This is a genomic window from Pseudonocardia terrae (genome assembly GCF_021343995.1).
Lineage (GTDB): Bacteria > Actinomycetota > Actinomycetes > Mycobacteriales > Pseudonocardiaceae > Pseudonocardia > Pseudonocardia terrae.
Map to the genome: position 1 here is coordinate 62247 of NZ_JAJTTE010000028.1, position 17650 is coordinate 79896.

The following is a 17650-nucleotide window of genomic DNA, read 5'->3' on the forward strand; positions in this document are numbered from 1 at the left end:
GAGGGTGCCGCGGTGAGCCGGGTGGTCGTCATCGGGGCCGGCGTCGGCGGGCTGGCCGCGGCAGCCCGGCTCGCGGCGCTGGGGCACGAGGTGGCGCTGCACGAGCGCGCGGACACCCACGGCGGCAAGCTCGGCGTCGCCGAGGTCGGCGGGTTCACGTTCGACACCGGGCCCTCGCTGCTCACCCTGCCCGCGGTGCTCGAGGACGTCTTCGCGGCCACCGGCGGCCCGTCCGGGCTGGTCGTCGAGCCGGTGGACCCCGTGTGCGCCTACACCTTCGCCGACGGCACCCGGCTCGACATGCCGCACGATCCCGCCGCCGTGCCGGCCGCCCTCGACGCCGCCCTCGGGCCCGGCACGGACGCCGCCTGGCAGGCGCTGCACGCCCGGTCCGGGCGGCTGTGGGAGCTCGTCGGCGAGGCCGTGCTCCGTCGCCCGCTCGACCTGCGCACGCTGCTGCGGATGTCCGCGCGTCTGGAGGACCTGCGGGCGGTCGCGCCCTGGCGGACCCTCGCCGGGCTGGGCCGTGAGCTGCTGCCGGACCCGCGGCTGCGGACGTGGTTCGCCCGCTACGCGACCTACTCGGGCTCCGACTTCCGCCGCACACCCGCGGTGTTGTCCGTGACGCCCTACGTCGAGCAGCGCTTCGGCGGCTGGTACGTCCGCGGCGGACTGCGCCGGATCGCCGACGCGCTGCTCGACCGGTGCCGGGAGCTCGGCGTGGCCGTCCACCTCGGGTCGGAGGTCGACGCGGTGATCCTCGCCGGCGGGGCGGTGCGGGGCGTGCGGGTCTGCGGTCGCGAGGTACCGGCCGACATCGTCGTGTGCAACGCCGACGCCTCCCTGCTCTACGAACGGCTGCTCCCGGCCGACACCGCGCGGCAGGCCCGGCGCGAACTGCGCCGCGCGCCCCGCTCGCTGGCCGGGTTCGTCCTCCTCCTGGGGCTCGACGGGCGCGATCACGGCCCCGCACACCGGGTCTGGTTCCCTGAGAACTACGCCGCGGAGTTCGACGCGATCTTCGGCCGGCAACCGCGCCCGGTGCCCGACCCGACGATCTACGTGCACTCCCCGGCGGACCCCGCACTCCGCCCCGACGACGCGAGCGAGGGCTGGTTCGTGCTGGTCAATGCACCTGTCCACGATCCCGGCCGCGGCGTCGACTGGGACGCGCCGGGGCTGCGCGAGCGCTACGCCGACCACGTCCTCGCCACCCTGGCCGGGCGCGGCACGGACGTCCGGGACCGCATCCGCGTCCGGGAGATCCGCACACCGGCCGATCTCGAACGCGATGCCGGCGCCCCGGGCGGGGCGATCTACGGCACCGCCTCGCACGGCCCGCGGGCCGCGCTGCGCCGCCCGGCCAACCGGTCCCCCGTCCCCGGGCTCTACCTGGTCGGGGGGTCGGCGCACCCCGGCGGCGGGCTGCCGCTCGTGCTGCTCTCCGCCGAGATCACCGCCGGGCTCATCGGTCCGGCGGGAACTCCCGCGGGATCGCCCGCCGGATCCCCACCACCAGCTGGAGCAGCCCCACCGCGCCCACGACCGTCCACGCGACCACGAGCACCGTGGCCCAGTTCCAGCCGGTGAGCGGAGTGCCCGCGGGCAGCGCCCCCGCCCCCAGTGCGGCCACCGCCACGACGATCACCCGGCTCGGCCGCTCCGCCACCGTCACCCCGCCGACGCCGGGCATCCCGACGGACTGCGCCCGCGCCCGGACGTACTCGTGCAGCAGCACCGACACCGCGGCCGCGATCGCCCAGCCGGGCGGTGCCCCCAGCGCCACCAGCACCGCGGCCAGCAGGAGGTCGCCGACCCGGTCCGCCGCGGCGTCGACGACCGCGCCGAGCGGACGGGCCCGTCCGGTGCGCAGGGCCACGGCGCCGTCGAGCCCGTCGAGGCTCCCCGCGGCCACCACGAGCACCACCGCGAGCAGCGGCCAGCGCCCACCCGCCGCCGCGGCGGCCCACGCCCCCGCGACCGCCAGCACGCCGGCCACCGACAGCACGTCCGGCGGCACACGGCCGACCGGGCCCGCGGCCAGCCCCTGCACCAGCCGCAGCCATCCGCGCACGATCGCCGACGGCTGCACGCCGGCGTGCAGGGCGGACCACCCGGCCGCATCCGTCCGTGGCTCCTCCACGGCGTCAGCCTCGCACCGCCGGGCGGCCCGCGCCCGCCGCGGGAGCGGCCGATGAGCCCCGAGCGCAGCCCGCGGGCCCTCCTGCGCGAGACGACCCGGTCCTTCCCCGGCAGCGACGTCGCCCTCTGGGCCGCCGGGGCGACGTTCTTCGGCCTGCTCGGCCTGGTCCCGCTCGCGCTGGTCTCGCTGCGGGTCGCCGGGGTGCTCGTCGGGCCGGACTCGCTGCGGGCCGGCATGGACACCGCGATCTCCGGGCTCCCGGGCGGGCACGGCACACCGGCGGCGCTGCGCACGCTCACCGCCACGGCGTCGGCCATGTCCTGGTGGCAGACGCTGGTGGCGCTCTTCCCGGCCAGCCTCTACGGCGAGGGGCTGCGCCGCGCGTTCCTGCAGCTCTCCCCCGCGCAGGACCGGTTCACCGGGTGGCGCGGACGGCTCGGCCTGCTCGCGCTGGCGGTGGTCGCCCCGGTGCTGGTGCTGGCCGTGCTCGCCGCCTCCCCACTGGTCGCGCCGCTCTACGTGCGCGGCGGCTGGTGGCTCGTGCTGGGTGTCGTCGTCGCCTTCCACGTCGTGTGGGTCACCGTGTCGGTGGCCCTGGTACTGGTCTTCCGGCTCGTCGGCCCCGGCCGCATCGGCGGGAAGGCGCTGCTGCTCGGCGGTTTCGGCACCGGGTCCGTCCTCGCCGGGTTCCTGCAGGGCTTCCTGCTGTTCCTCGCCATCCCGGTCGAGTGGTCGGCCCCGTTCGGCGGGCTCCCGATCGTCGGCGCCGTCTCCGCCCTGGCGCTGTGGCTCTACCTGCTCCACGTCCTGCTGCTCACGGGGTACCGGGCCACGCTCGTGGCCGACGACGTCCTTCGCGGCCGGGTCCCGCCGAGATCCGGACAGGACCACGTTTGAGCAGCGCTTCCGGGACCTATCCCCCGGAGGACCGCCGTGATCCGGCACGACAGGAAGGACACCATGAGCACCACCGAGTCCCGCCCGCAGATCAACTACACCGTCCCCGGCATGAAGACCGACCAGGCCGGTGAGGTCGTCACCCTCCTGCAGGACCGGCTCAACGCTCTCAACGACCTCGCGCTGACGCTCAAGCACGTGCACTGGAACGTGGTCGGGCCGAACTTCATCGCGGTGCACACCATGCTCGACCCTCAGGTCGACGGCGTCCGCGGGATGGTCGACGACGTCGCCGAGCGGATCGCCACCCTCGGCGGCTCGCCGTGCGGCACCCCCGGCGCCCTGGTCGCGCAGCGCAGCTGGGACGACTACTCGATCGGCCGCAACGACGCGATCGCCCACCTCGGCGCCCTCGACCTCGTCTACGCCGGGGTGATCGAGGACCACCGGACCGCGATCGAGAAGACCGAGGAGCTCGACCCGGTCACCCAGGACATGCTGATCGCCCAGGCCGGCGAGCTCGAGCAGTACCAGTGGTTCGTCCGGGCGCACCTCGAGAACGCCGACGGCACGCTCCGCTCGGCGACCGCGGACACCGAGGTCGACGCGGCCAAGGCCGCCGACCGCTGACGCCTCACCGGACGGGCGGCCCTCACCGGGTCGCCCGTCCGGCGCGCCGGCCGCTGCGCTGCCACTCTGCGATCGGCCCCGCTACCGACTCCTCCCAGGGCAATGCCCCGTCCTCGACGAGTGCCGTCGGCACGCCCTCGCCGTCGACGAGCCCTACGGCGTGTGGGCGGGCTCTCGGAGCACGAACGGCTCGCGATCACCCGGTCGGCGCGTCGCCGACCGCGTACCTGACCGTCAGGCACGGCGCCCCTCCGGACCGGCCCGCAGCCGATGAGTCAGGTCCTCGATCTCGCCACGGGCGTCGTCGAGCTGTTCCCGGGCCCGGGCCAGCTCGTCGGCGCGGTGCCGCAGGTCCGAGCGTGCGGTGTCGAGCGCCTCGGTGGCCTGGTTGCGCGCGTCGTCGGCCTCGCGGCGGGCGTCCTCGGCCCGCCGGCGGGCGTCGTCGGCCTCGCGGCGGGCGTCGTCGGCCTCGCGGCGGGCGTCGTCGGCGCGTTCGCGGGCCCGGTCGCTGACGACCAGTCGGTCCTCGAGGTCGGCGATGGTCTGCGCGGAGGCCAGCGTGTGCCCCGTGTCGAGCAGCTCGCGCAGCCGGCCGGCCAGGGTGAGCTGGCGGCGCGAGTACCGGCGGTGCCCGCCGTCGGTGCGGTGCGGCTGCAGGGCGCCGGCGTTGTCCAGGCTGCGCAGGAACGCGGGCCGGACACCGAGGATCTCGGCGGCGCGCCCCATCGAGACGGACGGGTGGTCCACGTCGTCGGGCCTGTCGTCGTCGAGCTTGCTGTCGCCGGGCCCGCCGGGGTTGTCGGCCACGACCTGCCGCCCGCCTCCCTTCCGCCGCCGCGTCCCGAGCACGCGCAACCGCTCGTCGACAGCTGTCACGTGCCGCGCGAAACTTGTAGCAGCTGCTATAGGTTCAGGCAAGCGCGCCCGAGGAACCCGGGCCGGGACCGCGGCGGTACGTGAGGAGGACGATGGACGACCGCTCCCCGGGGCAGGGCTGGATCCACGATCTTCGCGAGGGCTCCTTCCACGAGGACCGGGCCATGGAGTCGGCGAGCGCAGCGCCGCGCCGGCTCGCCCTGTCGATGGCCGAGCTGGCCCGCGACCTCTACCGCGCCGGCAGCAGCGAACAGGTCGTCGACCGGGTGTTGGCCGCCTGCGTCGACCTGGTCGACGGCTGTGCCGCCGCGGGCGCCTCCCTCCGGCACTCCCGGGACCGCATCGAGACCCCCGCGACCACCGGCGAGTCGGCGTCGTCGACGACCGGGCGTCAGCCATGATCGACGCCTGCCCGCACGAGCCGAGCAGCTCCGGCCGGGCGGGGTCGTGGTCGTGCTTGGCCAGCCGGGTGCCCCAGTTCGGGCACTCGGTCTGGCCGAAGAGCTGCACGAACACCGGCCCGAACACGTCCAGTGCCCGCGCGAGCCGCGACGGCGCGATCGGGGCGGCGCCGTAGACGACCGTGCGCAGCGGCAGGTCCTCCCGCTCCCGGACCAGGTCGAGCAGCCGGTAGATCATCGTCGGCACGAGGAAGGTCCAGGTGATCCCCGGTCGCGCAGCAGGTCGAGGGCGCGGGCGGCGTCGAAGCCCGGCTCGATCACGATCGTCGCGCCGCGGACCAGCGCGGACTGCGCGAACAACCCGGCCGCGTGTGCGAGCGGGGTCATCAGCAGCAGCCGCTCGTCCTGGGCGATCTCGGCCTCGAGGATCTGCGCGTACTGCACCGCGACGGCCGCGGCCTGGGTGTGCACGACCCCTTCGGCAGCCCGGTGGTGCCTCCGGTGAAGTAGATCGCCGCCCGGTCCGCGGCGCCGGTCCCGGGCGGCGGCACGGCGACGTCGGCGGGACCGGTCAGGCTCTCCCCCACCGGCGGGCCGCCGCCGTCGTCGACCCGCAGGACCGGCAGGCCCGCCCCGGCCCGCTCACCGAGGGCCGCGACGCTGCTGCCGAGCACGAGCGCCCGGACCCGCGCCGCCTTCAGGACGTGGGCGACCGTCGACTCGGGCAGCAGCGGGTTGACGGGCACCTTCACCGCGCCCATCCGCGCCACCGCAACGTCCGCCACCACGAAATCGACGCAGTTGCCCAGGTAGAGGGCCACCGCGTCGCCCGCGCGCACGCCGCCGGACCGGAGCTGGTCCGCCACCGCCGCGGACCAGCGATCGAGGTCGCGGTAGGTCCAGCTCCGCCCGCCGGCCTCGACCGCCGTCCGTGCACGGTGGCGGTGCAAGGCGGCCTCGAACTCCTCACCCAGCGTCGCGCGCACCTCTCAGGACGGCCTCTCCACCAGGCCCTGCGCGAACGCGACGTCCCAGTACGAGTGCAGGCCGCGGACGTGCTGGCCCCCGTCGACCGGGAGGAAGTGACCCGTGATCCGTTGCGCCGCAGGCGACATCAGGAACAACGCCACGTCGGCGATGTCCGACGGCTCCTGGTTGCGCTTGTCCGCGACCAGGGTCCGGTCGGTGAACTCCTGCCCGATCTGCCCGACGGAGAAGCCCTCCCCGAGCGGGGTGTTGACCAGGCCCGGCCCGATCGAGTTGACCCGGACGCCACGCCGGCCGAGCTCCCCCGCGCAGGTCTGCGTGAACTGCATGACACCGGCCTTCGCGGCGCAGTAGTGCCCCATCCCGTCCGTGGCCGCGATCGCGTTGAGCGAGGAGATGTTGACGATCGAGCGGGGCGCACCGTCGTCGGGGAGCTGCCGCGCGAACTCCCTCGTGCAGAGGAACGTCCCCTTCAGCAGCGTGTCGACGACGAGGTCCCACTCCTCCTCGGTGGTGTCCTCGACCAGCGAGACCGTGGCGGTGCCGGCGTTGTTGACCAGGTGGTCGACCACGCCGAACCGCTCGGCGGCCAGCGCGAACGCCGCCTGGACGTCGGCCGCCACCGACACCGAGCCCTCGTGCCAGGCGATCCGGTCGCCGCCCCCGAGCTCCGCGGACGCGGCCTCGATGTTCGCGGGCTCGATCTCGAGGACGACGACGTTCGCCCCCTTCTCCAGCACCGCCGCGGTGATCCCCTTGCCGATCCCGCTGCCGCCGCCCGTGACGAACACGGTGCGGCCGGCGAGCTCCGGGACCGGCGACGACAGCCCGGCCTCCATCAGTCGATGCCGAGAGCGCGGTCGGCCAGCTTCTGCCGCCGGTCGAGGCGCTCACGCTTCGTGAAGTGCGGCATGACGTACCGGGCGAACATCTCCAGCGACCGGTTCCACCTGTCCGTGGTCACCCAGTCCCGGCAGTTGATCAGCAGCGTGCCGAAGCCGCCGACCTCCTCCTCGAGTTCCTTGATCTGCCGCACGCAGTCCTCGGGACTGCCGATGATCCACGGGATGTTGTCGACCATCCAGTCCAGCGTGAGGTCCGCGTCGGTCATCCCGTCGCCGATCTTCATCAGCGCGCCGAGGCCGAGCCCGAACAGGTAGTCGTAGGAGAGCTTCACGCCCTCGCGGATGTCGCGCAGCGCCTGGTCCTTGTCGTCGGTGACGTAGACCTCGCGCACGATCCGCCAGTTGTCCCTGGTCACGGCGGGGTCGATGCCGGAGCGGGCGCCCGCCTCCAACATGGCCGCGCCCATCGCCTTGAGGTCCGGCGCATCCTGGTACGTGCCGTTGTCCGTGGGCGCGAAGTGCACGGACAGCGGCTTCCAGCCACGCTCGCCGCACTTGGCGTAGTTGTGCACTCCGGTGAGACCGGCGATCGCGAACGGCGGCACGTCCTGGTACGGGCCCACCTGCAGCTGCCGGTTCTCGTACTTCCAGTACACGCCCTCGTAGGTGACGGGATCGTCCGACGTGAGCAGCTGCCAGATGATCTCGAGCGCCTCGTTCGTCCGCGGCGACGCCTCGGAGGGCTCCAGGCCGAACAGCGCCTTGTCCGTGGGCAGCCCGCCGCCGCCGAAGCCGTACTCGAGCCGGCCGTGCGTGAGGTGGTCCAGGAAGGCCATCCGCTCGGCCACCATGAAGGGGTCCTGGTAGGGCAGGTTGATCACGCCGGTGCCCAGCCGGATCCGGTGGGTCACCGCGGACGCCTTGGCGATCATGTACTCCGGCACCGGCACGTTCTCGTAGCCGCCCGTGTGGTGCTCGCCGATCCAGAACTCCGAGAAGCCCAGCCGCTCGGCCTCGACGATCGTCGCGATGTCGCGGTCGTACGAGAGCGTCCAGTTCTCGCGGGGCGGATGCTCCGGCATGGTGAAGAAACCGAACTTCATCGGTCGGGTCCTCTCGCAGGTCCGGTCGGCTCCGGGCGCAGGCACGACGCCCGGAACTCGACCTCACGGACGAACACGGGTCTGCTGATCGCAGGCCGAGTCACTGTGTCGTCGGGCCACGATCGGCGTCAAGATGCCTACCCTGTGTCACCTTGGTGGTCTCCACAACCGTGGACAGCCGAACGACGGTGTGGTTCCCGCCCAGGGTTCATCCCCGTCCGGGAAGGGAGCGGGTTGCGGCCGGCTCAGCTGCCTTCCGCGCGCCGCCTCGCGACCGGCGCGCCGGCCAGGTCCTCCTCGTTGCACAGCAGCTTGACCTCGTAGTACGGGGCCCCGGCCCGGTCGTCGTAGTCGAGGTGGATCGCGATGACGTCGAGCGGCTCGCCGAGCCACTCCTGCGCGGCGCGCAGCCATTCCGCGGAACGGGCCAGCGCCGACGGGAGATCGTCGTCGCGGAACACCACGGGCCGGAAGGGCACGTCCTGGATCTCGTCCTGCTCACCGTCCTGCGGCCGGGGCAGGTCCCCGGACAGGCCGGCCTCGTCGAGCTGCAGTTCGACCAAGTTGTCGCTCACCGTCCCGAGCCTAGGCCCCAGGAGGGGAGCGGAGGGGACCGGCGAGTGCCGCGCACGGTCCGGGCCGCCGGCGGGCGGCTATCCCGCGGCGCGTTGCCGCGCCTGCGTCAGCACCCGCGCCGCGGCCTCGGCGCCCTCGGAGCCCTCGCTCGTCGCCTCGCTGTCGGGGTCCAGGCTGCGGTAGATGTCGAAGAAGTTGCCCAGCTCCGCGCGCTGGTGCCGGCTGAGCCCGCTCATATCGTCGACGCCGTCGTAGGCCGGGTCGCCCTCCGGCACGCACACCAGCTTCGCCTCGCGCCGCTCGCCGATCCGCAGCCAGAACACCCCGACGAGGCGGCAGCTCACCCGCACGCCGGGGAAGGTCGGCTCCACCATCAGCACCAGCGCGTCGAGCGGCTCGTCGTCCGTGCCCAGGGCACCCGGCACGAACCCGTAGTCCGCGGGGAACGCGAACGAACCGGGGAGCCGCCGGTCGAACCGCATCACGCCGGCGGACTCGTCGTACTCGTACTTGTTGCGCGAGCCCCAGGGGATCTCGACGACGACGTCGACCCGATCAGTCATGTCCCCGGCGTACCCGCGCCCGGCGGAGTGACCCGTACGAGGCGGCTCACCGCACCTGCGGCGTGTCGGCGAGATCGTCGGGCAGGACGACGGGACGACCCGCCCCGATCACCGCGACGGCCGTCCCGACCGGCTCGGCGGCAGCACCGACAGCACCGACCGGGCCGACCGGGCCGACGGGCCGAGGGCGGGCGCGCGGGTCCGCCCCGAGGTAGGCGATGATCGCCGCGAGGGTGTCGTCGAGGTACTCGACGAGCATCCCGTGGCCGCCCCGCGGCAGGACCTGCAGCGTGCCGTGCGGGAGCAGCTCGGCCATCTCCACCGACTGCGCGACCGGGGTCAGCACGTCCTCGGCGCCCGCCAGCACGAGCGTGGGCGTGGTCGCCGAGGGCAGGTCGGCCCGCGAGTCGTAGACGCGCAGGCCCGCGGCCTGCGCCTCGAAGCCCGCGAGCGTCGTCGGGTGCGGGTCCTTGCGGGCCAGCTCGGCCTGGGCCTCGGTGGCGGCGTGGTCGGCGAGCAGACGCGGGGTGAACGCCCACGGCATCCCGTGGATCCCGATCGCCACCGGGTCCACGCCCGCCCGGCGCAGGGCCAGCCCCGCGTCGAGCCACGCGTCCTGGACGCCGGTGTAGGAGGGGAAGGCGTTGAGCAGCACCGCCTTCGACAGCACGTCCCCGTGCCGCACCAGCATCGACTGGAGCACCGAACCGCCCAGCGACCAGCCGACGGCCGAGACCGGGCCGACCCCGAGGTGCTCGACCAGCGCGGCGGCGTCGTCGCCGAGGGTGTCGATCGGGTACGGGCCGGGCGGCACCTCCGACAGCCCGGTCCCGCGGTTGTCGAACGTGATCACGGTGAAGCCCTCGCGGAGCCGCGGGACGGCAGCGGCCCACGCGAGGGAGCTGAGCCCCAGCCCCGCGATCAGCAGGAGCGGGGGGCCGTCGCCCTGGACGTCGTACCGGAGCCGGACACCGTTGACCGTCGTGGTGCTCACGCGCCCGCCACCAGGGTCGGGGCGGCCAGGCGCGCCCTGCTGACCTCGGGCGTCCAGTGGTCCGGCTGGTCGGCCCACAGGTCGCGCAGCTGAGGGATCACCTTCGTACCGAACAGGTGCGTGTTCATCGCGGCGGTCTCCTCCGGGAGGTTGCCCATGTGCAGGGAGGCGATGAGCTGCCCGACGCGCAGCTCGGTGGCCAGCTCGCGCAACCGCTGCGCCACCCGGCCCGGGGTACCGGCGACGATGTAGCCCTTCTCGTCGTACTCCCAGAAGGACATCTCCCCGGACACGGCGCGCCGCTTGTCCTCCTGGGCCCCCGGCGTGGTCGTCCGCCCGAGCATCCCCGCCAGGGCCGCGGACGAGTGGTAGCCCGGTGGCGTCGCCCAGCGCACAGCGGGGTCCCGGACGCGCTGGAAGTAGCGCACCGCCTCGGCGTACTTCTCCTCCGCCTCGCGGTCGGTGTCGGCGACGCAGACGATCTGGGTGAACGCCATCCGGTGGGGGTTCATGTCGCCGTCGTGGGCGGCCACGTAGTCCCAGTACCCGTCGACGAGCGGCTTGGCGGCCCTCAGCCCGGAGAAGGACAGGTGGCCGTAGCAGTAGTTCTCGCGAGTCACGAGCTCCCAGGTCTCCGGGCTCGACGACCCGGGGACCCAGATCGGCGGCCTGCGCTGGATCGGTCGCGGCCACAGGTTGACCTGGCGGAGCTGGGTGAAGCGCCCGTTGAAGGCGAACGGCTCCGGCTCCTCCCAGGCCCGCAGGATGAGCTCGCGTGCCTCGTGGAAGCGCTCGCGGAGCTCGATCGGTGGCCGGCCGTAGGCGTGCGTGGAGTCCATCGGGGTGCCGAACACGAACCCCGCGATCAGCCGCCCCTCGGACAGGCAGTCCAGGTAGGCCATCTCCTCGGCGACGCGGGTCGGCGGGTTGTAGAGCGCCAACGAGTCGCCGATCACGAGGATCGCGGCCTTCTCGGTGGTGCTCGCGACACTGGCGGCCAGGAGGTTCGGCGAGGGTGTCATGGCGAACGGGGTCTGGTGGTGCTCGTTGACCGCCAGCCCGTCGAAGCCGTCGCGATCGGCCTGCTGCATGAGCCGGATGAACATGCGGTAGTTGGCGCCGACCCGTACGGGGTCGGCCATGGCGATCGGGCTGTCCACCCAGCCGCCCTGTCCCGGTGCCGGGAAGTCGGGCGGCAGGCCGTCGTAGGTGACCTCCGCGAACCAGTGGAACTTCACCGTTCCGTCTCCTGACCTCGAAGCGGCGACCGGCACCCGCCGGGCCCGGGGTCAGCGTGAGCGGCGCCCGACGAGACGACAATGGGGATCCGCACAACACTTCCGGGAAAAGTGTGGACATCGTCCCAATGCGCCGGCCGGATCGGCCGGAAAAAGTCGGTTATACGATCGTTATCCGAAGTCGGACGTGCTGACCGTTGCCCGTAACGGCCCGCCTCACTTAGCGTCCGATCTCGACGCCGACCGTCCGATCCCCTGCCGAGAGCCCGGCCCGGGCGAACCCGAGGCCGGTCCTGGCGCCCTCCGGGAGACCCCCGGAATGGGCCGCACGCTGCCCGGATTTCCCGACGAAGAATCGATGCGCCGACTTCAACGAGGAGGTTGAGCATTCGTGCTGAAGTTCTTTCTGACGCGCCTGGCGACCACCGTTCCCGTACTCCTGCTGGTGACCTTCGTCGTCTTCGGCCTGGTGCTGCTGATCCCGGGTGACCCGGCCGTCACCATCGCCGGCCCGGAGGCCACCGTCGAACAGGTGGCGGCCGTGCGCGAACGGCTGGGGCTCGACCGGCCGATGGTCGTGCAGTACTGGGACTGGATCACCTCGGCGCTGTCGGGCGACCTCGGCACCTCGTTGTTCACGAGCCGGCCGGTCGCCACCTCCATCGGCGACGGGCTCCCCGTCACGCTCGCCCTCGCCGGCTCGGCGCTGGTCATCTCGCTGGTGATCGCGGTGCCCACCGCGATCGTCTCGGCGCTGCGCCGCGGGACGTGGCTCGACCGGATCTCGAGCATCGGCTCGTCCCTCGGCATCGCCCTCCCGTCGTTCTGGCTCGGCCTGATGTTCGTGCTGCTGTTCAGCCTCACCCTGGGCTGGCTGCCGGCCACCGGCTACGTCGCGATCGAGGACGATCCCGGCGCCTGGTTCTCCCACATCCTGCTGCCGGCCCTGACGCTCGGCATCGCCGGCGCCGCCGAGAGCGCCCGGCAGCTGCGCGGGTCGATCATCGGAGTGCTGCAGCAGGACTACGTGCGCACGGCGCGGGCGAAGGGCCTGCGTGGCCGGATGGTGATCGGCAAGCACGTCATGAAGAACGCGAGCGTCCCGCTGGTCACGGTGCTGGGCCTGCAGATCACCGCGCTGCTCGGCGGCGCCGTGCTCGTGGAGCAGATCTTCGGCGTCCCCGGCCTCGGCCAGGTCGCGCTGAACGCGGTGACCACCCGCGACATCCCGGTGATCCAGGGGATCGTGCTGGTCGCCGTCCTCGTCGCGATGCTCTCGAACCTGCTCGTCGACCTCACGTACGGCTACCTCAACCCGAAGGTGCGGCCCCGATGACCAACGTGGAGAAGAAGCCGGGCCCGGCCCGGGAACGGCCGGCGGAGGTCGCCCCGGAGGCCCCCGCGGCCTCGGCGATGCCGTCCGGCGCGCCCGCCTCGGTCTCCGCCGACGCCCTCGCCCACGGCGGCGGGGCCTGGGCCGACTTCCGGCGCCGGGTCGGCGGCAACCGGGGCGCGATGGTCGCCCTCGGCGTCCTCGCCTTCCTGGTCCTGATCGCGCTGATCGGCCCGTTCATCACCCCGGCCGACCCGAACGCCCAGAACCTGCGCGCGGTCCTGCTGGATCCGTTCTCCCCCGGGCACCTGCTCGGCACCGACCAGCTGGGCCGCGACATCCTGAGCAGGCTCATCGTCGGGACCCGGGTCTCGTTGCTGGCCATCGCGCTGGCGCTGGCCGTGGCGATGGCGATCGGGGTGCCGCTGGGCTTCCTCTCGGGCTTCCTGTCCGGCCGCCTCGACCAGGTCGTCATGCGGCTCAACGACGCGGCGATGAGCTTCCCCCCGCTGCTGCTCGCGATCGCCCTGGTCGGCGTGCTCGGCCCGAGCCTGCGCAACGCCATGTTCGCCGTCGGGATCCTGATGGCACCGCGGTTCCTGCGGCTCGTCCGGGGTGTGATGCTGGGGCTGAAGGAGGAGACGTTCGTCGAGGCGTCCCGCAGCATCGGGACCCCGACCTGGATGGTCATCCTCCGCCACATCCTGCCGAACACCCTGTCCCCGTTGACCGTCGCGATCGCCGTCACCGCGGGCTACGCGATGCTGTCGGAGGCCGGACTGAGCTTCCTCGGCCTCGGCGTCCAGCCGCCGGACGCGAGCTGGGGCTCCATGATCCGCGAGGGCTTCCTCTACTTCGGACGCTCGCCGTGGCTGGGCATCTTCCCCGGCGTGCTGATCGCGCTGACCGTCTTCACCTTCGTGACGCTCGGCGACGGGCTCCGCGACGCCCTCGGCCGCGAGGAAAGGACCGAGTCGTGACCGCCACCACCGGCAGTGCCGGCGGTGCCGCCACCCGCGCGGACACCGGCACCGACACCACCCTCGAGGTGGACAATCTCGTCGTCGACGTGCTGACCGAGTCCGGGTGGGCGACCGTCGTCGACGGGGTGAGCTTCGACGTCCGCCGCGGGGAGACGCTCGGGATCGTCGGCGAGTCCGGCTCCGGCAAGAGCGTGACCTGCCTGTCCATCGCCGGCCTGATGCCGCCGCGACAGACCCGCGTCCGGGCGGACACCCTGCGGCTACTCGATCACGACCTCACCCGGCTCACGCCGAAGCAGATGTCCGACGTCCGCGGCCCGACGATCTCCATGATCTTCCAGGAGCCGATGAGCAGCCTGAACCCGGCGTTCACCGTCGGCGACCAGATCGCCGAGGTGCTGCGCCGGCACGAGGGCGCGAGCCGGCGGGAGTCGAGGCGGCGGGCGGTCGAGCTCCTCGACCGGGTGGGGGTGCCGAGCCCCGCCCGGCGGGCCACCCAGTACCCCTTCGAGTTCTCCGGCGGCATGCGGCAGCGCGTGATGATCGCGATCGCGCTGGCCTGCAACCCCGACGTGATCGTGGCCGACGAGCCGACCACCGCCCTCGACGTCACCGTGCAGGCGCAGATCCTCGAGCTGCTCCGGGAGATCCAGCGCGAGCACGGGATGTCGGTCATCTTCATCACCCACGACCTCGGGGTGGTCGCCGACGTCTGCGACCGGGTCCTGGTCATGTACGCCGGCCAGAGCGTGGAGAGCGCCGGCCTCGACGACCTGTTCGAGGACCCGCGGCACCCGTACATGGAGGGGCTGCTGGCCGCGATGCCGCGGATGGACAACCCGTCCGAGGCGCTGGCGAGCATCCCGGGACATCCGCCGCGGGTCGGGGCGATGCCCGACGGGTGCCGCTTCCACCCGCGGTGCCGGTACGCCGCCGACGCCTGCACCGGCGGCAGCGCGCCCGCGCTGGAGCTCGTCGCCGCCCACCACACCACCCGCTGCCTGCGCCACGCCGAGCTGACCCTGCGAGGGAACCCGTGACCCCGTCCCCGGAGCCGCTGCTGTCCGTCCGCGACCTCGAGGTCACCTTCTCCCCCCGCAAGCGGCTGTTCCGCGAGCGGGTCGAGCTCAGGGCCGTCGACGGGGTGAGCTTCGACCTCACCGAGGGCGAGACGCTCGGTCTGGTCGGCGAGTCCGGCTGCGGCAAGTCGACGACCGCGCGCGGGCTGATGCGCCTGGTCGAGCCCAGCGGCGGCTCGGTGCGGCTCGAGGGCCGCGAGCTCCTCGGCCTGCCCGCGAAGGAGCTGCGCAGCGCGCGCCGGGACATCCAGATGGTGTTCCAGGACCCCTACTCCTCGCTCGACCCGTCGATGCTGGTCCGGGACTCGATCGGCGAACCCCTCGACGTGCACGTCAAGCTCGGGCGCACCGAGCGGGTGGAGCGGGTCGCGGAGCTGCTGCGCCGGGTCGGGCTGCCGCCGGAGTACATGACCCGCTACCCGCACGAGTTCTCCGGCGGCCAGCGCCAGCGGCTCACCATCGCCCGCGCGATCGCCGCCGACCCGAAGATCCTGGTGCTCGACGAGGCCGTCTCGGCCCTCGACGTGTCCACCCAGAACCAGGTCATCGGGCTGCTGGAGGAGCTCTCCGCCCAGATCGGCCTGACCTACCTGTTCATCGCGCACGACCTGTCGGTGGTCCGGCACATCTCCGACCGGGTCGCGGTGATGTACCTCGGGCAGATCGTCGAGCACGGCGAGGCGGCCCGGGTGTTCGACGCGCCCGCCCACCCCTACACCGAGGCGCTGCTCTCGGCCGTCCCCGTGCCGTCGCCGAAGACCCAGCGCAGCCGCGAGCGGATCGTACTGTCCGGCGATCCCCCGGACCCCTCGCGGGTGCCGCCGGGGTGCCGGTTCCACACCCGCTGCACCTACGCGATGGACGTCTGCCGCACCGAGGTCCCCCCGCTCACCCCCGCGCAGGGATCCGGCGAGGTGGCCTGCCACCTGCACACCACGGGTCCGCGCCTCGCCGGTGCGTCGGTCCGGACCCTCGCGACCCGCTCGGAGGTACCCGCATGAGGAGCACGGTCTGGGAGGGCGTCGGACGGATCGGGCTGGTCGAGGTCGAGGAGCCGGTCCCCGGCCCCGACGACGTCGTGCTCGACGTCGCGGCCTGCGGCATCTGCGGCTCGGACGTCCACGCCTTCGCCGAGGGCGCCTGGATCACCCCGGGCGCCCCGATGGGCCACGAGTTCTCCGGCACGGTCGCCGCGGTCGGCGTCGGGGTCCGCGACCTGAAGGTCGGCGACCGGGTCGCGGTGAACCCGATGGGGCCCTGCGGGTCCTGCCGGCAGTGCGCCCTCGGCCGGACGAACCTGTGCGCGGCACCGGTGCACAGCGCGCGCGGCGGCCTCTCCGACAAGGTGCTGGTGCCGAACGCGGAGTCGGGCGCCCGGCTGCACCGCATGCCGGACTCGATGGCGTTCGAGGAGGGCGCCTTCCTCGAGCCGCTCTCGGTCGCGACCCGGGCGGTCACGAGCGCCGCCCCCGAGCTCGACGGCCCGGCCGTCGTGTCCGGCCTGGGGTCGATCGGGCAGTGCGTGCTGCGGGTCCTGCTCGCCCACGGCGCCCGGGACGTCGTCGGGATCGACGTCTCCCCCGCCCGGCTCGCGGCGGCGTCCGGGCTGGGCGCCGAGGTCGTCGACGCGCGGGCGGACGATCCGCGCGCGTACCTGCTGGACCGCTGGGGCACCTCGACCTCGCCGTACCAGGTCGGCGGGAACGTCGGCACGTTCTTCGAGTGCTCCGGCGCGCCCCCGATGATCACGCTCGCCACCGAGGTCGTCCGGGCCGGCGGCACCGTCTCGGTGGCCGGGCTGGTCGGCGCGAGCCCGCCCGTCGACCTCGACACCGTCGTGCAGAAGGAGCTGCGGCTGCTCGGCAGCTTCGCCTACACCGGGCCCGACGCGACCGAGGCCTTCCGGCTGCTGGCCGACGGCCTGGTCGACGTGACCCCGCTCGTCTCCCACCGCATCCCGCTGTCCCGGGTCGCCGAGGCGTTCGACCGGCAGCACGCCGTCGACGGCTCGGTGAAGGTGCTCGTCGTCCCCGATCCCCAGGAGTCCTGACATGTACGCCGTCGGCATCCCGCACCCCGGTTGCCCGGAGGTGTTGCGGCTCGTCGAGCTGCCCACCCCGGAGCCCGGGCCCCGCGAGATCCGCATCCGCACGACCGCCGCGGCGGTCAACCCGACCGACACGGCGTTCCGGCAGTGGGGCCCGCGTGCGTCGGAGGGCCTGCCCGCCCCGTGGGTCCCGGGGATGGAGATGGCCGGCGTGATCGACGCCGTCGGGCCCGACAGCACCTGGGGAGTCGGCGAACGGGTCATGGCGATCGTCATGCCCCGCCGGGCGCTGGGCGGGGCGCAGGCCGAGTACGTCGTGGTGCCGGACAACGCCGCCGCGACGATCCCGGACGGGATCACCGACGTCGAGGCCGCCACGCTCCCGATGAACGGCCTGACCGTCTACTCGGCGCTCCTGAACCTGGGCCTGACCGCCGGGCAGACGCTCGGCGTGACCGGGGCGGCCGGAGCCGTGGGCGGGTACGCGATCGAGCTCGGCCGGATCGCCGGCCTGCGGATCGTCGCCGACGCCTTCGACCGCGACGAGGAGCTCGTCCGCGGCCTCGGTGCCGACGTCGTGGTGCGGGCCTCGCGGAACGTCGACCAGGAGGTCGCGGCCTTCCGCGGCGCGGTCCCCGACGGGGTCGACGGCCTCGTCGACGCAGCGGTGCTCGACGCCGGCGCCCTGCCGATCGTGCGCGACGGTGGCGCCCTGGCCACCGTCCGGTTCTGGGCGGGCCCGACCGAACGGGACATCCGCATCCACCCGGTGATGGTGCGCGACCACCTCACCGACGGCGCGGAGATCGCCAAGCTCGCCCAGCTCGTGCTCGACCGGCGGCTGACCCTGCGCGTCGCCGACACCTACCCGGCCGCCGAGGCGGCCGCCGCCCACGAGCGGCTGCAGGCCGGCGGCACCCGCGGCCGGCTCGTCCTCACCTTCTAGGAGGCAATC

20 protein-coding genes and 2 pseudogenes are annotated in these 17650 nt (G+C 73.6%); 11 read left to right on the forward strand and 11 right to left on the reverse strand.

Translation table 11 applies throughout. The annotated features are described in order from the left end of the window. Positions 1 to 12: 12 nt before the first annotated feature. Complete coding sequence (locus LWC33_RS19540; RefSeq protein WP_233305854.1) at positions 13 to 1590, forward strand: phytoene desaturase family protein; 1578 nt, start codon at positions 13 to 15, stop codon at positions 1588 to 1590. A 49-nt stretch (positions 1591 to 1639) separates the two neighbouring features. On the opposite strand, the pseudogene LWC33_RS35280 reads toward LWC33_RS19540, so the two are convergent. Beyond that, a pseudogene (locus tag LWC33_RS35280) lies at positions 1640 to 2143 on the reverse strand (CDP-alcohol phosphatidyltransferase family protein); the annotation flags it as partial. Positions 2144 to 2194: 51 nt separating this feature from the next. Between LWC33_RS35280 and LWC33_RS19550 the strand changes: the two are divergent. From LWC33_RS19550 to LWC33_RS36140, 3 genes are all read left to right on the forward strand, one after another. After that, positions 2195 to 3040 (forward strand): YhjD/YihY/BrkB family envelope integrity protein, encoded by an 846-nt coding sequence (locus LWC33_RS19550; protein ID WP_233305855.1) that lies wholly within the window; start codon positions 2195 to 2197, stop codon positions 3038 to 3040. Positions 3041 to 3103: 63 nt separating this feature from the next. Then, complete coding sequence (locus LWC33_RS19555; RefSeq protein WP_233305856.1) at positions 3104 to 3670, forward strand: Dps family protein; 567 nt, start codon at positions 3104 to 3106, stop codon at positions 3668 to 3670. A 58-nt stretch (positions 3671 to 3728) separates the two neighbouring features. Then, positions 3729 to 3944, forward strand: coding sequence for a WhiB family transcriptional regulator (locus LWC33_RS36140; protein ID WP_308190969.1), 216 nt, complete (start codon positions 3729 to 3731; stop codon positions 3942 to 3944). Here LWC33_RS36140 and LWC33_RS19565 read toward each other — a convergent pair. Beyond that, positions 3905 to 4546 (reverse strand): helix-turn-helix domain-containing protein, encoded by a 642-nt coding sequence (locus tag LWC33_RS19565; RefSeq protein WP_233305857.1) that lies wholly within the window; start codon positions 4544 to 4546, stop codon positions 3905 to 3907. The genes LWC33_RS36140 and LWC33_RS19565 overlap by 40 nt on opposite strands. Positions 4547 to 4638: 92 nt before the next feature. Between LWC33_RS19565 and LWC33_RS19570 the strand changes: the two genes are divergently transcribed. Further along, positions 4639 to 4947, forward strand: coding sequence for a hypothetical protein (locus LWC33_RS19570; protein ID WP_233305858.1), 309 nt, complete (start codon positions 4639 to 4641; stop codon positions 4945 to 4947). A 64-nt stretch (positions 4948 to 5011) separates the two neighbouring features. Here LWC33_RS19570 and LWC33_RS36590 read toward each other — a convergent pair. From LWC33_RS36590 to LWC33_RS19610, 9 genes and pseudogenes are all read right to left on the reverse strand, one after another. After that, positions 5012 to 5185 (reverse strand): annotated as a pseudogene (locus LWC33_RS36590) (hypothetical protein); the annotation flags it as partial. After that, on the reverse strand, positions 5182 to 5391 hold the full coding sequence (locus LWC33_RS19575) for a hypothetical protein (RefSeq protein ID WP_233305859.1): 210 nt from the start codon (positions 5389 to 5391) through the stop codon (positions 5182 to 5184). The pseudogene LWC33_RS36590 and the gene LWC33_RS19575, both read right to left, overlap by 4 nt. Beyond that, positions 5334 to 5933 (reverse strand): class I adenylate-forming enzyme family protein, encoded by a 600-nt coding sequence (locus LWC33_RS19580; RefSeq protein WP_233305860.1) that lies wholly within the window; start codon positions 5931 to 5933, stop codon positions 5334 to 5336. The genes LWC33_RS19575 and LWC33_RS19580 overlap by 58 nt, the downstream gene beginning before the upstream one ends. 3 nt (positions 5934 to 5936) lie before the next feature. Beyond that, positions 5937 to 6773, reverse strand: coding sequence for an SDR family NAD(P)-dependent oxidoreductase (locus LWC33_RS19585; RefSeq protein WP_233305861.1), 837 nt, complete (start codon positions 6771 to 6773; stop codon positions 5937 to 5939). Continuing rightward, positions 6773 to 7882: an LLM class flavin-dependent oxidoreductase gene (locus tag LWC33_RS19590; RefSeq protein WP_233305862.1), complete on the reverse strand. Its 1110-nt coding sequence runs from the start codon at positions 7880 to 7882 to the stop codon at positions 6773 to 6775. Before LWC33_RS19590 ends, LWC33_RS19585 begins: the two co-directional genes overlap by 1 nt. A 245-nt stretch (positions 7883 to 8127) precedes the next feature. Next, positions 8128 to 8457, reverse strand: coding sequence for a hypothetical protein (locus tag LWC33_RS19595; RefSeq protein ID WP_233305863.1), 330 nt, complete (start codon positions 8455 to 8457; stop codon positions 8128 to 8130). A gap of 78 nt (positions 8458 to 8535) precedes the next feature. Further along, positions 8536 to 9021: an inorganic diphosphatase gene (locus LWC33_RS19600; protein ID WP_233305864.1), complete on the reverse strand. Its 486-nt coding sequence runs from the start codon at positions 9019 to 9021 to the stop codon at positions 8536 to 8538. Between the two features lie 46 nt (positions 9022 to 9067). Further along, positions 9068 to 10015 (reverse strand): alpha/beta fold hydrolase, encoded by a 948-nt coding sequence (locus LWC33_RS19605; protein WP_233305865.1) that lies wholly within the window; start codon positions 10013 to 10015, stop codon positions 9068 to 9070. Then, positions 10012 to 11253 (reverse strand): LLM class flavin-dependent oxidoreductase, encoded by a 1242-nt coding sequence (locus LWC33_RS19610; RefSeq protein ID WP_233305866.1) that lies wholly within the window; start codon positions 11251 to 11253, stop codon positions 10012 to 10014. Before LWC33_RS19610 ends, LWC33_RS19605 begins: the two co-directional genes overlap by 4 nt. A gap of 391 nt (positions 11254 to 11644) precedes the next feature. Here LWC33_RS19610 and LWC33_RS19615 point away from each other — a divergent pair, with 391 nt between their 5' ends. The 6 genes from LWC33_RS19615 to LWC33_RS19640 are packed head-to-tail and all read left to right on the forward strand — an operon-like array spanning position 11645 to position 17641. Further along, complete coding sequence (locus LWC33_RS19615) at positions 11645 to 12589, forward strand: ABC transporter permease (RefSeq protein WP_233305867.1); 945 nt, start codon at positions 11645 to 11647, stop codon at positions 12587 to 12589. After that, positions 12586 to 13566: an ABC transporter permease gene (locus LWC33_RS19620; RefSeq protein WP_233305868.1), complete on the forward strand. Its 981-nt coding sequence runs from the start codon at positions 12586 to 12588 to the stop codon at positions 13564 to 13566. The genes LWC33_RS19615 and LWC33_RS19620 overlap by 4 nt, the downstream gene beginning before the upstream one ends. Continuing rightward, positions 13563 to 14609 (forward strand): ABC transporter ATP-binding protein, encoded by a 1047-nt coding sequence (locus LWC33_RS19625; protein ID WP_233305869.1) that lies wholly within the window; start codon positions 13563 to 13565, stop codon positions 14607 to 14609. The genes LWC33_RS19620 and LWC33_RS19625 overlap by 4 nt, the downstream gene beginning before the upstream one ends. Then, positions 14606 to 15649 carry an ABC transporter ATP-binding protein gene (locus tag LWC33_RS19630; protein WP_233305870.1) on the forward strand — a complete coding sequence of 348 codons (1044 nt, stop codon included), beginning with the start codon at positions 14606 to 14608 and terminating at the stop codon, positions 15647 to 15649. The genes LWC33_RS19625 and LWC33_RS19630 overlap by 4 nt, the downstream gene beginning before the upstream one ends. Further along, entirely contained in the window at positions 15646 to 16698 is a 1053-nt protein-coding gene (locus LWC33_RS19635) for a zinc-dependent alcohol dehydrogenase (RefSeq protein WP_233305871.1), read from the forward strand. Before LWC33_RS19630 ends, LWC33_RS19635 begins: the two co-directional genes overlap by 4 nt. Position 16699: 1 nt before the next feature. Next, on the forward strand, positions 16700 to 17641 hold the full coding sequence (locus tag LWC33_RS19640; RefSeq protein WP_233305872.1) for an NADP-dependent oxidoreductase: 942 nt from the start codon (positions 16700 to 16702) through the stop codon (positions 17639 to 17641). The last annotated feature ends 9 nt before the right edge of the window (positions 17642 to 17650 follow it).

Excerpts from the sequence above, each read along its gene's own strand:
- LWC33_RS19590 (WP_233305862.1), bottom strand. The coding sequence starts at position 7,882 with ATGAAGTTCGGTTTCTTCACCATGCCGGAGCATCCGCCCCGCGAGAAC.
- LWC33_RS19640 (WP_233305872.1), top strand. The coding sequence starts at position 16,700 with ATGTACGCCGTCGGCATCCCGCACCCCGGTTGCCCGGAGGTGTTGCGG.
- LWC33_RS19600 (WP_233305864.1), bottom strand. The coding sequence starts at position 9,021 with ATGACTGATCGGGTCGACGTCGTCGTCGAGATCCCCTGGGGCTCGCGC.
- LWC33_RS19620 (WP_233305868.1), top strand. The coding sequence starts at position 12,586 with ATGACCAACGTGGAGAAGAAGCCGGGCCCGGCCCGGGAACGGCCGGCG.
- LWC33_RS19585 (WP_233305861.1), bottom strand. The coding sequence starts at position 6,773 with ATGGAGGCCGGGCTGTCGTCGCCGGTCCCGGAGCTCGCCGGCCGCACC.
- LWC33_RS19570 (WP_233305858.1), top strand. The coding sequence starts at position 4,639 with ATGGACGACCGCTCCCCGGGGCAGGGCTGGATCCACGATCTTCGCGAG.
- LWC33_RS19635 (WP_233305871.1), top strand. The coding sequence starts at position 15,646 with ATGAGGAGCACGGTCTGGGAGGGCGTCGGACGGATCGGGCTGGTCGAG.
- LWC33_RS19555 (WP_233305856.1), top strand. The coding sequence starts at position 3,104 with ATGAGCACCACCGAGTCCCGCCCGCAGATCAACTACACCGTCCCCGGC.
- LWC33_RS19550 (WP_233305855.1), top strand. The coding sequence starts at position 2,195 with ATGAGCCCCGAGCGCAGCCCGCGGGCCCTCCTGCGCGAGACGACCCGG.